This window comes from Oceaniferula marina, from assembly GCF_013391475.1.
In the GTDB taxonomy this organism is placed as follows: Bacteria; Verrucomicrobiota; Verrucomicrobiia; order Verrucomicrobiales; family Akkermansiaceae; genus Oceaniferula; species Oceaniferula marina.
The window spans coordinates 15487-34893 of sequence record NZ_JACBAZ010000003.1 but is presented as its reverse complement, the minus strand read 5'-3'; the positions used below and the strand labels follow the sequence as shown (position 1 = coordinate 34893).

At 46.8% G+C, this 19407-nt stretch carries 11 protein-coding genes; 10 read left to right on the top strand and 1 reads right to left on the bottom strand.

Annotated elements, in window-relative coordinates:
- Window positions 1–15: 15 nt before the first annotated feature.
- The 3 genes from HW115_RS08370 to HW115_RS08360 all read left to right on the top strand — a co-directional run bounded on the left by HW115_RS08370 (window position 16) and on the right by HW115_RS08360 (window position 4592).
- Complete coding sequence (locus tag HW115_RS08370) at window positions 16–762, top strand: PEP-CTERM sorting domain-containing protein (protein ID WP_178932170.1); 747 nt, start codon at window positions 16–18, stop codon at window positions 760–762.
- 328 nt (window positions 763–1090) lie between these two features.
- Entirely contained in the window at window positions 1091–1849 is a 759-nt protein-coding gene (locus HW115_RS08365; RefSeq protein ID WP_178932169.1) for a LamG domain-containing protein, read from the top strand.
- A gap of 220 nt (window positions 1850–2069) precedes the next feature.
- Window positions 2070–4592, top strand: a complete 2523-nt coding sequence (locus HW115_RS08360; protein ID WP_178932168.1) for a GDSL-type esterase/lipase family protein — start codon at window positions 2070–2072, stop codon at window positions 4590–4592.
- 86 nt (window positions 4593–4678) lie between these two features.
- On the opposite strand, the gene HW115_RS08355 is transcribed toward HW115_RS08360, so the two are convergent.
- Window positions 4679–5713 (bottom strand): LacI family DNA-binding transcriptional regulator, encoded by a 1035-nt coding sequence (locus tag HW115_RS08355; RefSeq protein ID WP_227021381.1) that lies wholly within the window; start codon window positions 5711–5713, stop codon window positions 4679–4681.
- 114 nt (window positions 5714–5827) lie between these two features.
- Between HW115_RS08355 and HW115_RS08350 the strand changes: the two genes are divergently transcribed.
- From HW115_RS08350 to HW115_RS08315, 7 genes are all read left to right on the top strand, one after another.
- Entirely contained in the window at window positions 5828–7492 is a 1665-nt protein-coding gene (locus HW115_RS08350; protein ID WP_178932167.1) for a ribulokinase, read from the top strand.
- Between the two features lie 11 nt (window positions 7493–7503).
- A complete protein-coding gene (gene araA / locus HW115_RS08345; RefSeq protein ID WP_178932166.1) occupies window positions 7504–8991 on the top strand; it encodes an L-arabinose isomerase in 1488 nt (495 codons plus the stop codon).
- A gap of 25 nt (window positions 8992–9016) precedes the next feature.
- Window positions 9017–9715 (top strand): L-ribulose-5-phosphate 4-epimerase AraD, encoded by a 699-nt coding sequence (araD, locus tag HW115_RS08340; RefSeq protein WP_178932165.1) that lies wholly within the window; start codon window positions 9017–9019, stop codon window positions 9713–9715.
- Between the two features lie 49 nt (window positions 9716–9764).
- Complete coding sequence (locus tag HW115_RS19760; protein WP_227021380.1) at window positions 9765–11645, top strand: sodium:solute symporter; 1881 nt, start codon at window positions 9765–9767, stop codon at window positions 11643–11645.
- 100 nt (window positions 11646–11745) lie between these two features.
- Complete coding sequence (locus tag HW115_RS08325) at window positions 11746–14883, top strand: PVC-type heme-binding CxxCH protein (RefSeq protein WP_227021379.1); 3138 nt, start codon at window positions 11746–11748, stop codon at window positions 14881–14883.
- A 90-nt stretch (window positions 14884–14973) separates the two neighbouring features.
- Window positions 14974–18177, top strand: coding sequence for a LamG-like jellyroll fold domain-containing protein (locus HW115_RS08320; protein ID WP_178932163.1), 3204 nt, complete (start codon window positions 14974–14976; stop codon window positions 18175–18177).
- A 15-nt stretch (window positions 18178–18192) separates the two neighbouring features.
- Window positions 18193–19362 carry an aldose epimerase family protein gene (locus HW115_RS08315; protein ID WP_178932162.1) on the top strand — a complete coding sequence of 390 codons (1170 nt, stop codon included), beginning with the start codon at window positions 18193–18195 and terminating at the stop codon, window positions 19360–19362.
- Window positions 19363–19407 lie beyond the last annotated feature (45 nt).

Sequence of the window (19407 nt, the reverse complement as noted above, 5' to 3'; positions counted from 1 at the left end):
TAAGTTAATACGACAATGAAAAATACAAACAATCGAACTCTAGCTCTCACCCTAACTGCGGTGGGCGCCTTCTCTGTAGCCACCAGTCAGGCTGCTACTTTATACAACGTGAATTTCGCAGGTAATACAGGGGGCACAGGAAGAGGCAGTGCGGTAAGTGTTGCTGACGGAGCTGTTTATCAAGCTGGATCTGTTGGAGCTAACGAATGGAACAACATCATAGCTCCAGCTGCTGCGGGACACCTGTCAGGGTTAGCTATCTCGGATTCGGATGGAAACGCCGGCACCGTGGCATTGGCCACTTCAGGAACTACTAACAAAGATTTTGCCGCTTACTCTGATACTGGCAGAGACGCCATGAACCAAGGTTGGTTTGGTAGTAATAACAACAATTCGACGCTGACTTTTAGCGGACTTAGCGATACAGCCACCCACGACGTTTATGTCTATTTCTCATGGCGTTGGGATGACGGCACAAATGATTACACCATTACAACAGGAACTGGCGCTGATCTTGCAGAATCTCTTACCAGCAACTTCGCTACTGCGACAAGTAATGCAGCCTATGTTGAAGGAACGCATTTCGTCAAGTTTACAGGTATCAGTTCTGTTGGTGGCGAGATCGCGATCAATGGCGCCGCAGGTGGGGATGCCGGTCCTTGGAGTGGTGTGCAGATTGTTTCGACTGCCGTGCCCGAGCCAAGTAGCTCAGCTTTAATTGGATTGGCTGGACTCGCTCTGATTCTTCGCCGCAGGAAATAAAATTTTGCTTATTTTGTATATTTCTTAAGCAAGAGAGGGGGGCGGGCAGAAATGCTCGCCTCTTTTTTGTCGATATGTGGTAGAGCGCGCTGGTCAACGAGCTCTACCTCCTCACCAGCTAAATAGCGGTTGTTCATACAAGTTCCGGTTTACTAGTAATTTGACTCGAGTGTACCTGCAACTTTATTGTAAAGTTGATGATTCGTGCAATCTCATTGAAATACAAATTAATGGTCATTAATGTCTCTTTATTGGTCGTCAGATAACCTCTCTGTCATCAAGAAAGTAACCTGAACAGCGGTAACCAACCCTAAATCGAATTAATACAATGATGAAAAATACGATACTAACAACAATGACAATAAGTCTTGGGCTTGCAGCCATGGCGAATGCGGCCATGGTGCACAGATATAGCTTTGACACTGATGCCAGTGATTCCATTGGAGGGGCTGATGGCACTCTTGTGAACGGAGCCTCTGTCTCCGGAGGACAGGCGCTATTTGACGGAAGCAATGATTACGTTAACCTTGATGCCTCAACGATTGCCATCGATACGTTTACAACTCTTACTATCGAATCATGGTGGACACATGATGATCTCACACGCTGGCAGAGGGTCTTTGATTTCGGTGATAATACATCGGATTATCTGTTTTACTCACCTGTCGGTGAACCTGGAGGATCGTCTAATCCTAACCAAGTGATAGGTCTCAAAAATAATCCTACAGAACAGGCTTTAGAGGAGACAGGAAAATTGGCAGCAGGAAGCTACCATATGGCGATGACATTTGACGATGCTACCAATACCATTAAATATTATGTGAACGGAGCGTTTGTTTCTGAAAAGACAGATGTTACTAACACTTTAGCCAGTATTGGAACAACCAACGCTTATTTGGGTAAAGCTCAATGGAGTGATCCTTATCTTGACGGCTCAATCGATGAGTTTCGTATTTATGACACCGTATTGACTGCTGCTGAGGTAACTTCAAGTTACGACGCAGGACCTAACGCAGTGCCAGAGCCAAGCAGTTCAGCTTTACTTGGGTTAGCTGGACTGGCTCTTATCCTGCGCCGCAGGAAGTAGAAATTTGTTTTGTGTGTTTATAAACAAGAGAAGGAGGTGGGCAGAAATGCCCGCCTCTTTTTTGTCGGGGTGGGCCTTTTTTTGAAAGTAAGCTTTAGCTTATCGCTGAAGGAAGAACAGTCTATACACAAAGAATCAAGTCGTCTCTATTTCTCCCATAATGGGGGGTATGGTAACCCTAATTAGACCGATTGTCTGATTGAATAATTAGTAACAAACAATGAAATTTAAAAACACACTTTTAGCCCTAGTGGTGACAACGTTGGTCTCCGAAGCAGCAGTAACCGTCGATGTCGAAGAGGTCGGCTCTGATGTCGTCATTTCTTGGTCTGGCTCACTCAACACGACAGCATTAACTCCAGGTGGTGGCTGGGCTGGAGGCTTGCGCGCAAGTTTTAATCGGTTATTAGGTGCTGGGGGTTCTAATGGATTGCAAAGCTTACAGGCACCTACTATAGGATTTTCTGGCGCCACTGCCTCAGCGGGGACCTTTTCTACTCATGCTGGGACAATCACGGCTAGCAGCACCACAGGTGGTGGCTTTGGTTTCCTTTTAGAAGGAGCAGGTACTCGCATCTACTTACCGCACGGCTACGTCGATGGCACCGCGATCTCCGGTTCCCAGACCTATGCAGGCCAGACCATCTTGACTCTAGGAATTCAAGATGGCTTTAACTACAGCTGGGGCACAGGCGCTACTGCGGATAACATTACAGTTAATGCAACAGCAAGCCCGCCAGCAACCACGAAACTTGGCCGTGTGTTCACAAATCACATGGTGCTCCAACGTGGCGAAGCTGTTAATATTTACGGGCATGACTCGGTGAACCCAGGTAAACAAGCGGTCTCGGTTTCATTTGCTGGGCAAGTCAAGAAAACCATCACAGATGGGGATGGCAACTGGATGATCACCCTTGACCCAATGACGGCCAATGCCATTGGGCAGGATCTTGTTGTGACGGGTTCTTCTGAAGTAAGCATCGTTGATATACTTATTGGCGAAGTGTGGCTTGCCGCAGGGCAGTCAAATATGAACTGGAGGGTGGAGCAAAGCCCAACTCCAGCCCAAGCCTCTACTTATCCACTCATCCGCATGTGTGACTGGGAGGGATCGGTCGGAGTTGGAGGAGGTACAGTTTATAATGCAACAGCCTTTTCCTCTCTCACTCCTGAAAATTTTTACAGGGGGGCATGGCAAGTGATGGATGCCACAAGTGTCAAAAATCAATCGGCGGTGGCATATTTCTTTGCTCACAATCTTGCTGTGGATCTCAATGTTCCGATCGGGATTGTTGATATTTCCTATGGAGGCACCAGCACAGAGGCTTATATTAGCCCTGCTGCTCTGCAAAATGAACCACACCTGAAAGAGGCCTTTAAGCGTCCTCATCTCTGCCGTAACCTCGGTCAGTGGACCAGTCCTCGCCTTTTCAAAAATGTTTATAACAACGATGTCAACGGAGGTAACTACACCCACACGGATCCTTCCAAGCCTCACCCACACCCACTGGCTCCTGGATTTCTTTATTACACCTCGATGCCTTTCCTTATAGATTTCACCTTTAAGGGGGCCATCTGGTATCAAGGTGAATCCAATGGAGAGTTTACCAAGGGTAAATACCAGATTAATGGTAACCGCTTGTCTGACTACCAGACCATGGTTATGAAAACGCTGATTAACGACTGGCGCACTCAGTTTGGTAAACCTAACTTTCCTTTCCACATGGTTCAGCTTCCTCGGATCAGTGGTGGCGGTCATACTATGTGGCCGTATTATCGAGAGGCCCAACAGCGTGTTGCTAACGATATGGATTGCGTTGAAATTGCCACCATCATGGAGTATGGCGGTAGTAGCTCGAATGTGCACCCTGCTAATAAAGAACCTGTTGGTGGACGTTTAGCTAAGATTGCCCGCGCTAAACAGTATGGAGATGCCATCACTTATGGTGGTCCTACCTATAAAAGTCATACTGTCTCGGGAAATAAAATCACTCTTGAGTTCGATCACATCGGTGGAGGTCTAACTGATAATGACGGCGGTTTGCTGAGGAACTTTGAAATTGCGGGTAAGGATCGTAACTTTGTAGCCGCGACAGCTACGATTGTTGGCAATACGATTGAGGTTACTGCTGGTTCTGTTCTGAATCCAGTCGCTGTTCGCCATGCCTGGCACATGAATATTGATGTTGATCTATACAATGCCGATGGTTGGTCATCTTCTTCATTTCGCACGGATAAGTGGATCGTCGCTCCAGGTCGCACTATCCGCGTGGCCTGTATCGGCGACAGTATTACAGTAAGCACCGGCCTCGCAGGAGGCGCCGATAGCTTCCTAGCTCAGCTCGAGAAAGTTTTAGGCACCAGCAATTTTGAGGTTCAGAACTATAGCGTAGCGGGAGCAGGTTTCCTTCTCGCCGGCAACAAATACAGTGACACCGCTAGCTACACATCGGCAATAGCCTACCAACCCGATATTGTCCTCATTGGTTTAGGGATTAACGATTTGTCAGCATGGGGGTTTACTCAAGCCCAATTTGAAACGGAATACTTTGCCATCACAGATGCCTTTATCCAATCTGGTCAAGATCCCTTGATCATCCAATGGAAAGGCCTAGCAACACCTGATTCCACCAACTCAAATCTGGGAACGTGGAATCAGTGGATTGAAGAGGCTGCTGGCAGCACTAATAGCATGATGCTCGATCTTGGCGCTCCGTTGAAAATTCAAACCACTTGGTTTTAGGGCAACCAAAAGTAACCTCATAAAATTGGAGAGCCTGAGGTAGCAGAGGAGTCATTTGGCTTTTTCGACTTGAAAGGCTTCTAAAACTATTGACGACGAACTGTTTTGCCGTCTTCCCAGGTTGGGCCAATTAGTGTGGCTTGAGGGAATTGGGGGATGCCTGGTTCGCCATGATGAATTCTAGAGATCACCATATCTATCGCGGCCTCTCCCGTAATATCGTTATGTTGATTCATTCCGGCCCAGTCGGGTTTGTTTTTACGTTTCTCGAGTTGGATGAGTCCGATATCGCTAGGTATTTTATACCCCAGCTTTGTGAGCCAGTCTTGAACGTAATCATAAAGTGTCAGGATGACGTCAGGTTTTTCTTTTTTGAGCCATGTTTTAAACAATGAGATGTCCTCGTTGGCTTGGTCCGCCTCAAAGAAGGGGTTTAATTGCCTGGTTTTTGGGAGTTTCTGCTGCCCGGTGAAGTAGCCTGCGCTGAATCGATGATCGACAAGCTCATCAATGGTGCTGTCGATGATCAGGCCGGGCCGTTTGTAGCCCAGGCTTATGGCTTTTTCGATCGCTCGAAGAGACAGAATATGGTGGTCGACGCAGGTGAACGGAAGCGATGGAGTGCGTGTCCTGACTCCTGTGACGATGGTTGGAAAGTGCTCAAATATTGGGAGAAGCTCTTTAGGCAATTGGTTATTTTTCATTAAGCCAATGATAATGATGCCTCGGATGCCTCGGGCCTCCAGGATATCGATCCAACGCGAGCTTGGAGTGTTAGGCTGGTGTAGCCAGAAATAGTCCAGAGGGTAACCTAAGAGTGTTGATCGTTTTTGACATCCTTTGACGTATTCAGGGATGGTTGGGTGATTTTTGAAGGCATCATTACTTTTATTGGCATTAAACAGAGCGATCGTAGCGGCTGTTTTTCCTAGACCTCGCATACGCATCTGGGACATGAGTTCTCCATAGGTAGGGTTTCGGTGGTAGCCTAATTTTTTTGCCGAAGCTTCGATCAGTTTTTTTGTTTGTTCTGAAATGGAAGGGTGATTGCGTAACGCAAGTGAAACGGCATTACGTGAAACACCGACGTCGTCGGCAATCGTTTGCATGGTGACCTTCATAATGATAATCTGAGACGTTAAATTTTAGATGCAAGGGCAATGTAAACTCTGGAGCTTTACTGTCAAGTTTGCAAAGGGTGTGATAGCTGAATTAAATTTTATATATAATCAAGCATGTCGTTTGTGATAGGTCTGGATTATGGAACCAACTCCTGCAGAGCCGTTGTCGTTTGCTGTGATGATGGTGTTGAAATTGGCACGGGGGTCTATGGTTATCCGAGTGGTGATGAGGGGATTTTGCTTGATCAGTCGGATGTTTACCTCGCGCGGCAGCATCCTGGAGATTATCTCAGAGGAGCTGAAAAAGCTATCAAGCTAGCTCTCAATGAGTCTAAAGCCTGCAAAGATTTTCAAGCTGAAAAGGTAGTGGGAATTGGTATCGATTCGACAGGATCCAGCCCCTTGCCTGTTAATTCTTTGAATCAGGCACTTGGGATGAGTTCTGAGTTTGAGGGGAATCTTTCAGCTCAGTGTTGGTTATGGAAAGATCATACCAGCCATGAGGAGGCGGCTACGATTACCGATTTAGCGAGAACGCACCGACCCCATTTTGTGGCGAAGTGTGGAAATGTGTATTCCTCGGAATGGTGGTGGAGCAAGATTTGGCATTGTCTGAAAGTGGATCAACGTGTTTTTGACAGCGCTTATTCATGGGTGGAGCTCTGCGATTGGGTTCCCAGCGTATTGGCGGGAATCGAGGATCCTAAGCTGGTTAAACGGAGTGTTTGCGCGGCGGGTCACAAGGCGCTTTACTCCGATGAATGGGGTGGCTTACCGGATAAGGAATTTTTAGAAATGCTCGACCCTCGATTGGCAGAGCTCAGAGATCGCCTCTATGAGAAAGCCTATGATGCTAGCCAAACGGCGGGGTATTTGTGTTCAGCTTGGGCGAAGAAGTTAGGACTCAATGTGGGTATCCCGATTTCGATGGGATTGTTTGATGTTCATTTTGGTGCTGTTGGATGTGGTATTCAAGAGGGGACTTTGGTGAAAGTCATCGGAACCTCCACATGTGACTGTGCCATTGTGAAAGCGGATAAGGCGGTGGAGGATATTCCAGGGATTTGCGGCAAGGTGCTGGGATCGATATTACCTGGATATTATGGGATCGAGGCCGGGCAGAGTGCGGTAGGAGATATTTTTAAGTGGTGGGTAGAAACCGTTTGTCAGGGTGATGCCACGTTACACCGAGAGATGACTGAGGATGTAGAGTCGATGTCTCCAGGGGAGAGCGGCTTGATGGCATTGGATTGGAATAACGGAAACCGAACGGTACTTGTTGATCAGCGGTTGACGGGGGCTTTGATCGGTCAAACCTTGCATACCACCCGATCTGAAATTTATCGTGCACTGGTCGAAGCCACTGCCTTTGGTGCGCGCATGATTCTAGAACGTATTGAGGAGTATGGTGTGAAGGTTGAACGGATTGTTTGCGCTGGTGGCATTGCGGAAAAAAATGCCATGTTGATGCAAATTTATGCAGATGTAACTGGGCGAGAAGTATGTGTCTCCCAATCCTCACAGACGTGTGCTCTCGGAGCTGCTGTGGGGGCCGCCGTGATTGCTGGGGTTTACCCGGATTTTTCCACCGCTCAGGAGGCGATGACGCGTGTGACCGAGCGAGCTTATACGCCGGATCAACAGAATCATGAAACCTACACCCGTCTATTTGGCATCTATCGAGATCTGCATGATGGATTTGGTAAGCGTGGAGGGGCAGGAGACCTGTATGCTGTGATGAAAGATTTAATCACCATCAAAGAAGAAATTTCAAAGTAATCGATAAAATAATGACAATATATAATAATCAAAAGGAAGTTTGGTTTATCACAGGAAGTCAGACTCTGTATGGAGATGACGTTTTAAAGCAGGTTGATGCAAATAGTTTAGAGATCGCTAATTCGTTTAACGATAACCCTGGTATTCCGCTGAAGGTTGTCTTTAAAAATTGTTTGAAGAGCGCAGATGAAATCAAGCGGCTATGTCAGGAGGCCAATCAAAGTGAGGCATGTGTTGGCTTGATTTGTTGGATGCATACATTCTCACCTGCCAAAATGTGGATTGGTGGTTTAAATTTACTAAACAAACCGTTTTGCCATCTGAACACTCAGTTTAATAGGGATATCCCATGGAAGAGTATTGACATGGAGTATATGAACCTCAATCAGTCGGCCCATGGTGACCGCGAGTTTGGTCATATTTGTGCTCGTTTGGGGAAGGCGCGCGCGATTGTTGTCGGGCATTGGCAGGACCCCAATGTAGTGAAACAGCTGGCGTCATGGGGTGGTGTTGTGTGTGCTTGGGCCGAAAGTCAGTCACTTAAGGTGGTAAGATTTGGTGACAATATGAGGCAAGTTGCGGTGACAGAAGGGGATAAGGTAGAGGCGGAAAATGTGTTTGGTTTTTCAGTTAATACACATGGAATTGGAGACTTGGTTGAATCGATCAAATCAGTGAATTCAGCCGATATATTGGAGCTATGTGATGAGTATAATCAGATGTATTTTATGGATCCAAAGCTAAAGCGTGCTGGAGACATGCATGTGAGTTTACAGGATTCTGCCAAAATTGAGCTTGGGCTGCGTCGATTTATGGACGCCGGGGGATACAAGGCGTTTACGAGTACGTTTGAGGATTTACATGGTCTGAAGCAATTGCCTGGGTTACCGGTGCAGAGAATGATGCTCGATGGCTATGGCTTCGGAGCTGAAGGTGATTGGAAGCATGCTGCTTTGTTACGTATTTTGAAGGTGATGAATGCAGAGGGGGATCGTGGAACCTCATTTATGGAGGATTACACCTATCACCTTGACCCTGCCGGAATGCGGTGTCTCGGATCCCACATGTTGGAAATTTGTCCTGGACTTGCTCAGGCTCGCCCATCTTGCGAAATTCATCCATTGGGTATTGGCGGGAAAGAGGATCCTGTGCGTTTGGTCTTTGATGGTAAGTCTGGTGAAGCCGTCAACGTGTCCCTCGTGGATATGGGGCCACGGTTTAGAATCATTGTCAACAAAGTGCATGCGAAGACGGTAGATGATGATATGCCCCATTTGCCAGTCGCTCGTGTCTTATGGGAGCCGATGCCTGATTTACCAACGGCGACAACAGCTTGGCTTCTTGCTGGAGGAGCACACCATACGGTATTTAGTTATACAACGACGATCGAGCAAGTAGAGATGTTTGCTGACATCGCTGGGGTGGAGTGCCTTGTGATTGATGAAGGCACCAATCTACGTCAGTTTAAGAAAGAGTTGAAGTGGAATCAAAACTGGTAGAAGACCACTGTTGACCTCCTGAGTTATGAATTTTGAAGAAATACGAACCGCATGCTGCGACGCTAACCGGCGCTTGTCGAAAATGGGCTTAGTTGATATTACTTTCGGAAACGTGAGTATTTACAGCCCAGATGTAAAAGTTTTCGCAATCAAGCCGAGTGGCGTTGATTATGATCAGCTGACGCCCGAATCGATGGTGGTCATGAATTTGGCAGGTGAGTTGGTGGATGGAGATCATCGACCTTCTTCTGACACTCCTACGCATTGTTATTTATATAATCAATGGGGCGCGCAGGGTGTTCACTCTGTGGTTCATACTCATTCAAGAAAGGCGGTGAGCTTTGCCCAAGCTGGCATGGGCGTTCCTTGTTTAGGGACGACGCACAGCGATTATTTCAACGGTTCTGTGCCAGTGACCCGTTCGATGACACCTGAGGAAGTTATAGGACAGTATGAGTGGGAGACAGGGAAAGTGATTGCCGAGAGCTTTTTGGAGATGGATCCCCTCGAAGTTCCCGCCGTGTTGGTAAGAAATCATGGCCCCTTTGCCTGGGGGGCGACGCCAGAGAAAGCTCTCGAGACCGCCTTGGCTCTCGAGGTGGTTGCTGACATGGCCGCTCAAACTCTGGCTCTAAACAGCATCGTGGCCCCAGTCCCAGAGCACCTTCAGCATAAGCATTTTTTCAGAAAGCATGGGAGCCATGCTTACTATGGGCAAAAATAGTTCATTATTTCTCAACAATTAATAAATCAACAACAGACAATAACATATCATGGAAACGACAGATTGGTTAGTAATTCTCGTATACTTCTGCATCATTGGATATATCGCATGGAGATCGGGTCAAGGTCAGGATACAACGAAAGATTATTTTCTAGCAGGTAGGAATGTTGGTTTTTTTGCCATTGGGGCATCGATTTTTACATCAAACATAGGCTCTGAACATATTGTGGGCCTCGCAGGGCAGGGGGCTTCTACAGGGATGGCGATGGCACATTGGGAGTTGCATGCCTGGTGTATGATATTACTAGCCTACTTCTTTGTCCCCTTTTATTATAAGTCTGGGGTATACACGATTCCTGAGTTTATTGAGAAGCGCTTTAACTCAAAGGCCCGCTGGATCTTGTCCATGGTTTCATTGGTCGCCTATGTGTTTACCAAGGTGAGTGTGACTGTGTATGCCGGGGCGTTAGTATTTCAAACATTGTTACCCGACTCTTTTCAATGGGGGCCTCCCGAACAATGGGGAGACAATGCCTTCTGGGTAGGTGCTATTTTGACGGTAATCCTTACAGGTCTCTATACTGTGTTTGGTGGGATGCGTGCAGTCATCTTTACCTCTGCACCACAAGCAATCCTGTTGGTGATCGGTTCCTTCTTAATCACGGTCTACGGTCTTAGCCGTATTGACGGAGGCTGGTCTGGAATGGTGACCACCTTGCAAACAAACTCAGATCAATACGCCCTGTGGCGCCCCTTAGACGATCCTGACTTTCCATGGCTTGGTGTCTTGATTGCTTCTCCCATCATCGGTATCTGGTATTGGTGCACAGATCAGTATATTGTGCAGCGAACTTTAGCTGCAAAGGATTTGAAGACGGCTCGACGAGGCGCTCTGTTTGGAGGCCTTCTTAAAACAACACCCGTCCTTATTTTCCTTATCCCCGGCATGATTGGTTCGGTTTTGGATAAACAGTATAATAAAGGACTTGCCGAAGAGTTATCGAGTAAAACCTACACAACAGAAATTGGATCTTCTGAACAACGGCAGATTATTACCGATGCGAATGCTAGATTGAAGGCTCACAATGCCCCTACCTCTGAAGGCGCACAGGGAGGATTTTTCATCCCACGGAATCTGAAAAAAATAGAAGTGACGGGCGAGGATGGACAAGTTAGTCAAGTTTATCAACTTCAAGTGAATGGAGATCAGGTTTTCCCTTCCTTGGTTAAGACTTTATTACCTGCGGGTCTACGAGGTTTAATTGTCGCCACCCTTCTCGCTGCGTTGATGAGCTCTTTGGCTTCTCTGTTCAATTCTAGTGCTTCATTGTTTACTGTGGACATTTATGAAAAACTGCGACCAGGCAAGAGTCAGGGGCACTATGTATCGGTAGGGCGAATGGCTACTGCCGCGGTGGTTATTCTTGGCTTATTATGGATTCCTGTGATGAAAATGGTTTCAGGAGGAGGTTTATACCAGTATCTTCAGAGTGTGCAGGGCTACCTAGCTCCACCGATCACGGCTGTATTTTTGCTGGGCTTATTTTGGACGCGAATCAATGCTGCGGGTGCTGTGTGGGGGCTTGGTGGCGGCTTTATTCTCGGGATGATAAAATTGACTTCTCAGACTTTTTTCAGTGCCACAGACGCAGGCAAGATGGATATCCCTGTGTTGTCCCAAATAGGTGATTTTAGCTTTCTTTACGCCACAGGTGTTTTGTTTGCCCTCAGTGCGATTATGGTTGTGGTGGCATCCTTGTTAACAGAGCCTCCTAGTGAAGAACAAATTAAAGGCATTACTTATCATTCCATTAAAAATGAAGACGACGAATGGAATACGAGTTGGGATCTGGGCAATAAATTACTTGCCGCACTGGTTCTTGCGATTGTGCTAGGAATGTACCTTTACTTTAGCTTCTGGTTAGGGTGATGGGGGCTGGATTCTCGGCTGAGCCGAACTGCCTTCGAGAGCTCGCACGCCGGACTTTGAACGTTTATGCCTCTACAACTCTATGGGGATGATCAACAAAATGATTCGAACCTTGCCGTTCATTGTTCTCAGTTTATGGGTTGGAGATGTTGGAGCAAAAACTTCCAGAGCTCCTGTCGAGGGAGAGAAACGTATTTCGGTGCTTTTTTTGGGAGCCCCAAAATCTCATTCTGCAGCCCATGATCCGATAACCCGCTATCGAGTTATTAAGAAGCATCTAGGTGCCCATGGCGTTAACTTTAGTTACACCGAAAATCCTAAAGAGGCATTTGATGCTGAGAAGCTTAAACAGTATGATGCTCTCTTGATGTATGGCAACTGGGAGCAAAATGGAACAATGCCACCTGATCAGGAAAAGGTTTTGTTGGACTACGTCAATGAGGGAGGTGGTTTTTTGCCGATTCATTGCGCGTCCGCTTGTTATGGTAAGTCTGATACATTCGTAAATCTTGTGGGAGCCCGTTTTATGTCTCATGGGACCGGCGTATTTAGCCCCAAGAATACAGAGACGAGCCATCCGATCACTCGTGGCTGTAAGTGTGTGCATGCATGGGATGAGACGTATGCACACGATCGTCATGCTGAGGATCGTATCATCCTTCAAAAGCGTGATGATGAACCGTGGAGCTGGATCCGTAATCAAGGAAAGGGGCGGGTGTTTTATACTGCCTCTGGTCATGATCATCGGGTGTGGGATCATCCAGATTTTCATGAAATTATTCGGCGCGCTATTCTCTGGTGTGTGGGGGATGCTAACCGAGCTAGTCTGAATAATCTTGATATTCAGCCGCTGAAATTTGCCCAGGCAAGGTTACCTGGCTATTTGAAGCAGAAAACGATTGAATCCTATCAGGAACCGTTATCACCTCAGGAGTCAATCAAGCACGTACAAGTGCCTGCATCATTTGAGATATCTCTTTTTGCTAGCGAACCGGATATTATTAATCCGATTGCGGTCAACTGGGACGACCGCGGAAGAGCCTACGTTGTGGAAAGTATCGATTACCCGAATAATCATCGTTCTGGCAATATTGGTAACGATCGTATCAAGATATGTGAAGATTCAGACGGGGATGGTATCGCCGAGAAGTTTTTGGTTTTTGCAGACAAGCTCTCTCTGGCCACTTCCGTGCTTCATGCCTATGGGGGGGTGATTTGCACCAATGGCACGGAACTGCTTTTTCTTCAGGATTCCAATGGTGATGATGTCGCCGATGTAAGAAAAGTTCTCTTTAAGGGGTTTTCTATGAGCGATACTCATGCAGGGCCATCAAATATGCGCTGGGGGTATGATGGGTGGATTTATGCGACGGTCGGATACTCTGGTTTCAAGGGGACCGTTGGCGGTAAAAAACATGACTTTCGCACCGGGATTTTTCGTTTCCGGCTTAAGCCACAACCAGCGAAAGAGGAACTTGGTAAGGATGGAACTCTTCAACATCTATGCGAGCTCGAGTTTCTTCAGAATACAACGAACAACACATGGGGTCTGGGTATGACCGAGGACTTTGATATTTTTGCTTCTACTGCTAATGCCAACCCTTCGATGTACATGACTTTCCCTCGAAGTATTTATAAGCAGTTTGATCTCAAACAGCCACGCACTCCCAGAGCGGATTCGAACCCTCTCTTTTTTCCTTCCTCGACCGATGTCCGCCAGGTGGACGTGCACGGAGGCTATACATCTGCTGCCGGACATGCCTTTTATACCGGGAGGAGATTTCCTGATACCTATACCAATAAAATTGCCTTTGTCTGCGCTCCTACAGGGAAGCTAGTGGGCCAATTTCAGTTCACTCCTAGGGGGGCTGGGTTCAAAGCTACCCAGCTTCCCAACAATATGTATAACTCGGCAGATGCGTGGTCGGCACCGGTGGCTGCCGAGGTGGGACCAGATGGTGCTTTGTGGATCTGTGACTGGTATAACATTATTGTTCAACACAACCCTGTTCCTACGAAACACTCCGCTGGCTATGACGCAAAGAAAGGCAGAGGAAATGCCTATGTGTGTCCTCTACGTGACAAGCAGCATGGCCGGATTTACCGTGTTTTTCCAAAAGGCTCGGAAGCGGAGGCTCACTCAGTAATGAGTTTAGCTCAGGCGGTTGAAATTCTGACAAAAGAAAAACCTCCGTCTCAATTTTGGCAAATCAAAGCACAACAGAAGATTCTTGATAGCGTAAACTCGAACAATAAAACTACCGATGATGAGATGCTCAAGCTTGTCGTTAGCTTAAAAAAGGCAACGCCCTTTACTTTGGTTCACCTCTATACCCTGCAGGAGCTTAACCATTTGGATGTGGAAACGCTCAAGCGGGCGATGGCGTCCCCTGATGCTGGTGTCCGACGAGCGGCTATTAAGCATGCTCCCGATAAGGGTCTACTAGAGAGCACGTTTATTAGAGATGGCTTCATCACCGAAGTTGAGCCAAGAGCTTTACAACAATTGTTACTGGCATTCTCTAAAGTTGCCCCATCTGAAAGCGTAGCCAGTGCTCTGATGAGATTGAACGTGCCCAGTTCGGATGTTGGACTGAGCGATGCTTATCTCGTGGCCCTGCGAGGTCAGGCAGAGGCAATACTTCATGTGCAGGCCAAACCTTCAAAACACGATGGCTTCGATGATGCAACTACTTCTGTTCTAATTGATTATTTTGTTAGTGTTGTAGAGCCCGAGGACATGCCTGCATTACAAAAGAAATTTGCTGCTATAGACTCTCCATTAGCCGTGAGTATCACCAAGAAACTTAGCTCAGTAGTGCCTAATACCGAGGCTGAAGTCCGAAAGTATACAATTGACGATGCTGTCCACGCTCGCGGTGTGGCTATTTACAACCAAATGTGTATAGCTTGTCATGGTAGTGAAGGTGCTGGTGTAGCAGGAGTTTTTCCTCCACTTGATGGGTCGGATTGGTTAATTGCGGAGCCGATGCATGCTGCAGCTATTCTTATTCATGGCTTGAAAGGTCCGATTAAAGTGAACGGCAAGGCCTATAACGGCGTAATGCCCCCATTGGTGGATATCAAGAACCAGCAAATCGCTGACGTTCTTACATACGTCCGTCAATCTTGGTCAAATGATCTGCCGCCCCTTTCTGTTGAGGAGGTTAAAAAGGCCAGAGAAGATTATAAACTCCAGAAAGGTAATCTCACTGAAAAGGACTTGATAACGAGATAGGTCGAGGGCTTCCGAATTCTCGATTCAGAATTTACTGTAAAGTTCTCTCCCTCTGGACGGATTTTAATATTGAGGGATAGTTCTATTCGTATGCTTTGTAAATACGTATTGGGTTTTATTCTGTGTGGCTTTGTCTCATCAGTTCAGGCTGAGACAATTGCGCACTGGAATTTTGAGCAAGACTTGGTCGACGCTAGTGTTGTATCAGGGGGAGGCTATGGACATACAACCGCTAATGGGGTATTTCAGTCGGCGGCTGCAGATATTTCTGGCAATGGAAACCATTTGTCCGCATGGGGAGCTGGCAGTTACGGTGTCAATCATGGCGATGATGTTCCAGCCTATAATCAGGTTGGCTCCACACGAAGTGTAACGAATGCTAGCGCTAGCGCTGCGGGTCTCATGACACTGGGTGGGCTCGAGCTGAGCGGGGAGGACGTCGGGGCTCTTCAAGATTGGACAATTGAGGCTGCCGTGAAGTTTTCGAACGGCAGCATGGGGAGATATGTTACGATTTTGGGAATGGATGGTGAATACGGCTATTTAGCTCCCGTTTACTTTCAAAAGACGAATGCCAATAAGGTGAGAATCTTAATCACGGATGCTGTGGGTGCCACCGAGATTATATCGAGCCAGAGCGTTGTTGTTGATACATGGTATCATGTGGTGGCCGTTAACAATGCATCAGACGATACCATGAAGTTATTTCTGAATGGTCAACTCGTTGGCAGTGCCACGGCAAAGACAATTCCTGCTTATACGAGTGGAACTTCAGGCTCTGACGCTTGGGCAATCTCAGTGGGGCGTGGATTGTATAAGAATCTCCATGCAGATAGGTTAAGCGGGTACATTGATGACATACGGATTAGTAATGTAGCGTTGCCCGAAAGCCAGTTTTTACAAAATTTCGATAGTGACAGTGATGGGATTAATGATTTCTGGGAGTTGGGTTTTGCTGGTATAAGTTCATTGGATGATCTAAATGGGGGGAATGCAGGATCTGGGCCGGGCTCTGGAACTGGTGACTTTGATGGGGACGGGGTTTCGGATCTTACTGAGTTTCAATTAGGTTCAAGACCTAATGATAAAGATAGTGATGGTGATGGGCTAGAAGATGGTGATGAGGTGTCAGGCCGTTTAAATCCATTTCTTTTGGGTGTTTTACGTCAGCCGTTTACTCCTGGGAGTGATGCCCCTGGTGATGCAACTTCACCTGTATCAGACGACTCGGATGACGACGGATGCAGAGATAAGGCAGAGATCGCTTATGGAACTGACCCTAATAGCAGTACGAGCACGCCTCCCGACCTTCAAGACGTATTGGTTTTCAGCTTTTTTCGCAGTAATGGTCAAAATGGAGTTTATCTCGCTTATTCTCGTGATGGCTTGAACTGGACAGAGCTTAACGACGGCAATGTGGTGCTAGTTCCAGATGAAGGAACTTTGACTCGTGACCCTCATATCACCCGAGGCAAGGATGGGAAATTCCATATGGTGTGGACCACCAACTGGTCAGGAACGGATATGGGTTACGCTTTTTCCGATGACCTGATCAACTGGAGCGAACCACAGAGACTGGATGTGATGGGTAGTGTTCCCAACGCTGAAAATGTTTGGGCTCCGGAAATGGTTTACGATGAATCTAACGATCACTATACCATATTTTGGTCATCCAGAGTGACCGGAACCTTCAATGGCGAAGGTCGCCAATATCAAACAACAACCAAAGATTTTGTAACATTTACACAAGCTGAGCTATTCTATGAGCCAGGCTGGGATGTCATTGACGCATCGATTATTGAAGTCGGTGATGGAACCTACGGTATGTTCGTCAAAGATGAACGTGATCCTGGTAAATCGCTCCATTATACAACGTCAATTAACGAGTCTGGACCGTATGCTATTCCCGCAAGTGCACCACTTTTTGGCGGCGCTGCTGGCGGAGGCTGGGCGGAGGGCCCAAGTGCGGCAAAACTGGGAGATACGTGGTTTCTTTATTGGGATTATTATCGACTGGGATATTACGGAGTTGCGACATCCAGTGATTTGGTCAACTGGACTGAAAAGACGAATCAGCTGACCATGCCATCCGGGGTTCGTCATGGCACCATGTTTGCCATGCCTGCATCTGAGTTTGATGCCATCTTTTTTCCACCTATTCCGGTCGGGGAGCCAGCCGTGATGCGTCATCGTTATAATTTCGATGGTGACGTGAACGATTCCATAGGAGCTGAGGATGGAACGTTAGTAAACATCACTGGGGGAAGCAGTTTTTCCGGTGGGCAGTTGGAGCTGGGGAATGACGGATCACAAACTGGAGCCAATGTGGATCATGTAGCCTTACCAGCTAACCTGATTTCGAACCTTGGTGATGATATATCTATCGAGCTATGGGCCGGCGTGACCAGTGATGCCGCTTGGCAGAGGTTTTTCGATTTTGGAGAGGGCTCGGATGGCAGTGGTAGTAATGGCTATTACATTTTTGCATCACCTCACACCAATACAGATATCCTAATTGCTGGATATAAACAGGGTACAACAAATATTGAACAGCGCTTGGGCGAATCTGCAGCAATTACAAGTTCGTTGACTGAACCGACTCATTTGGTTTTGACCTGGGACGGTGAAAATGACGCAGTGATTCTCTATGTCAATGGCGTCGAAGTTGATAAGGATCTCAGCCCGCATTTTGATATCACCGATATGGCTGATGTAACCAACTATTTAGGACGTTCGCGCTGGACATCGGATAGTGGGTTTGTGGGCTCGTTTGATGAGTTAAGGCTATGGAAGGGTGTGCTTACAGCTGAGGAGGTGGCTACGCATTACACCAATGGCTCGAATGCAACGCCTGCACCAAGGGATCATGATGACGATGGTCTTTCTGATGTTGATGAATATAAAATTATTAATTTTAGTCCGAGCGATGATATCGAAGGATTAGACGATGTTGCCGGCCCCGATGATTCTCCAAGCGAGACAGATTTTGATAAGGATGGTCAAAGTGACGCTGAAGAAATTGCGATAGGAACAGACCCAACCGATGCAAATAGCAGGTTTAAAATTGATTCGTTTCAAATTGATCGTGAAAACCAGGATATAGTGATCCGTTGGAAAACAGCAGGTTTTGTTCCTGGTACAGAATTTGTGGTTTATCGCTCGAATGACATGGTGAACTGGGTTCCTATATCAGCCCCCATCCCGATTCAAGGTTCAATGACATCATTTACGGATGAGGATTATTCGGAACAGGTTCAATCTGTGTTTTATTCCGTCGAGGCCGCTGCAAATTAATAATCTATAACGACTATGAGAAACAAATATTTTACATCCCTGCCACTGGCTGGTTTATGCGCCAGTTTAATACTATCATCTTGTGGTGATCGCCAAGATTCCCCCGCACAGCCGAATTTAGAAGTCACTAAGGAAGTTTATGGTGTCATCAACGGGCGGGAGGTCACCAAGTATACGATGGTCAATAAACACGGTATGAGAGCCGTGGTGATGGAATATGGAGCTACTCTGGTGTCTCTTGAGGCTCTGGATCGGGACGGAAAGCTTGCAGATATAACTCTAGGTTATGATTCACTCAAGGGCTGGCTTTCAAACACGAGCTATTTTGGTTCCACTGTAGGTCGATATGGCAACCGAATCGCGGAGGGCAAGTTTAGCCTCGCTGGAAAAGAATACTTACTGGCAAAAAATAACGATCCAGGAGGGATTGAATGTCACCTACATGGTGGTAAAGTCGGATTCGACAAAGTTTTCTGGAAAGCTTCGGTTACACAGAAACCAGGAGCGCAGGGAGTTACATTTGCATATCGATCTCCGGATGGAGAGGAAGGCTATCCAGGCAATCTAGATATTAAAGTTACCTATTGGCTGACCGATGAAAATGAATTGATTTGGGAAGCTGAGGCCACTTCGGATCAAGAGACCCCAGTTAATTTAGTCCATCACAGTTATTGGAATTTGTCTGGTGACCCATCGAAGCCAATTACTGATCATACATTAAAGCTGGAGGCTGAGCAGTATTTACCAACGACAATTGGGTTGATACCTACAGGTAAAAGAGAATCTGTGATTTCAACCCCCATGGATTTTACATCGGAGCAACGTATTGGATCACGCATCAATGACGATTATGAGGCGTTGAAATTTGGCGGGGGTTACGACCACTGTTGGGTTCTACGAGATGGTCAAGGAGTCGAGCTTGCTGCAACTCTCTATGACGCTAAATCGGGACGCAAAATGCAAATATTCACTGATCAGCCTGGGATTCAGTTTTATAGTGGCAACTTTCTGGATGGCACTGTGAGTGGTAAAGGCGGAATGAAGTATCAACATAGGACAGGTTTGTGCCTAGAGACTCAAAAATTTCCTGACGGTCCTAACCAGCCATCATTTCCTAATAGTGTTATTCAGCCTGGTGAAACATACAAACATACAATGATTCATAAATTTAGCATAGGTCAATAGGGACCTTGTTGAGCAGCGACAACTACGATTAGTAATATTTTTACT

What these genes read in the sequence shown, in the direction of transcription:
- araA (WP_178932166.1), top strand. Translation starts at nt 7,504, where the DNA reads ATGACAATATATAATAATCAAAAGGAAGTTTGGTTTATCACAGGAAGT.
- HW115_RS08355 (WP_227021381.1), bottom strand. Translation starts at nt 5,713, where the DNA reads ATGAAGGTCACCATGCAAACGATTGCCGACGACGTCGGTGTTTCACGT.
- HW115_RS08320 (WP_178932163.1), top strand. Translation starts at nt 14,974, where the DNA reads ATGCTTTGTAAATACGTATTGGGTTTTATTCTGTGTGGCTTTGTCTCA.
- HW115_RS08315 (WP_178932162.1), top strand. Translation starts at nt 18,193, where the DNA reads ATGAGAAACAAATATTTTACATCCCTGCCACTGGCTGGTTTATGCGCC.
- HW115_RS08370 (WP_178932170.1), top strand. Translation starts at nt 16, where the DNA reads ATGAAAAATACAAACAATCGAACTCTAGCTCTCACCCTAACTGCGGTG.
- HW115_RS08365 (WP_178932169.1), top strand. Translation starts at nt 1,091, where the DNA reads ATGATGAAAAATACGATACTAACAACAATGACAATAAGTCTTGGGCTT.
- araD (WP_178932165.1), top strand. Translation starts at nt 9,017, where the DNA reads ATGAATTTTGAAGAAATACGAACCGCATGCTGCGACGCTAACCGGCGC.
- HW115_RS08360 (WP_178932168.1), top strand. Translation starts at nt 2,070, where the DNA reads ATGAAATTTAAAAACACACTTTTAGCCCTAGTGGTGACAACGTTGGTC.
- HW115_RS08325 (WP_227021379.1), top strand. Translation starts at nt 11,746, where the DNA reads ATGATTCGAACCTTGCCGTTCATTGTTCTCAGTTTATGGGTTGGAGAT.
- HW115_RS08350 (WP_178932167.1), top strand. Translation starts at nt 5,828, where the DNA reads ATGTCGTTTGTGATAGGTCTGGATTATGGAACCAACTCCTGCAGAGCC.
- HW115_RS19760 (WP_227021380.1), top strand. Translation starts at nt 9,765, where the DNA reads ATGGAAACGACAGATTGGTTAGTAATTCTCGTATACTTCTGCATCATT.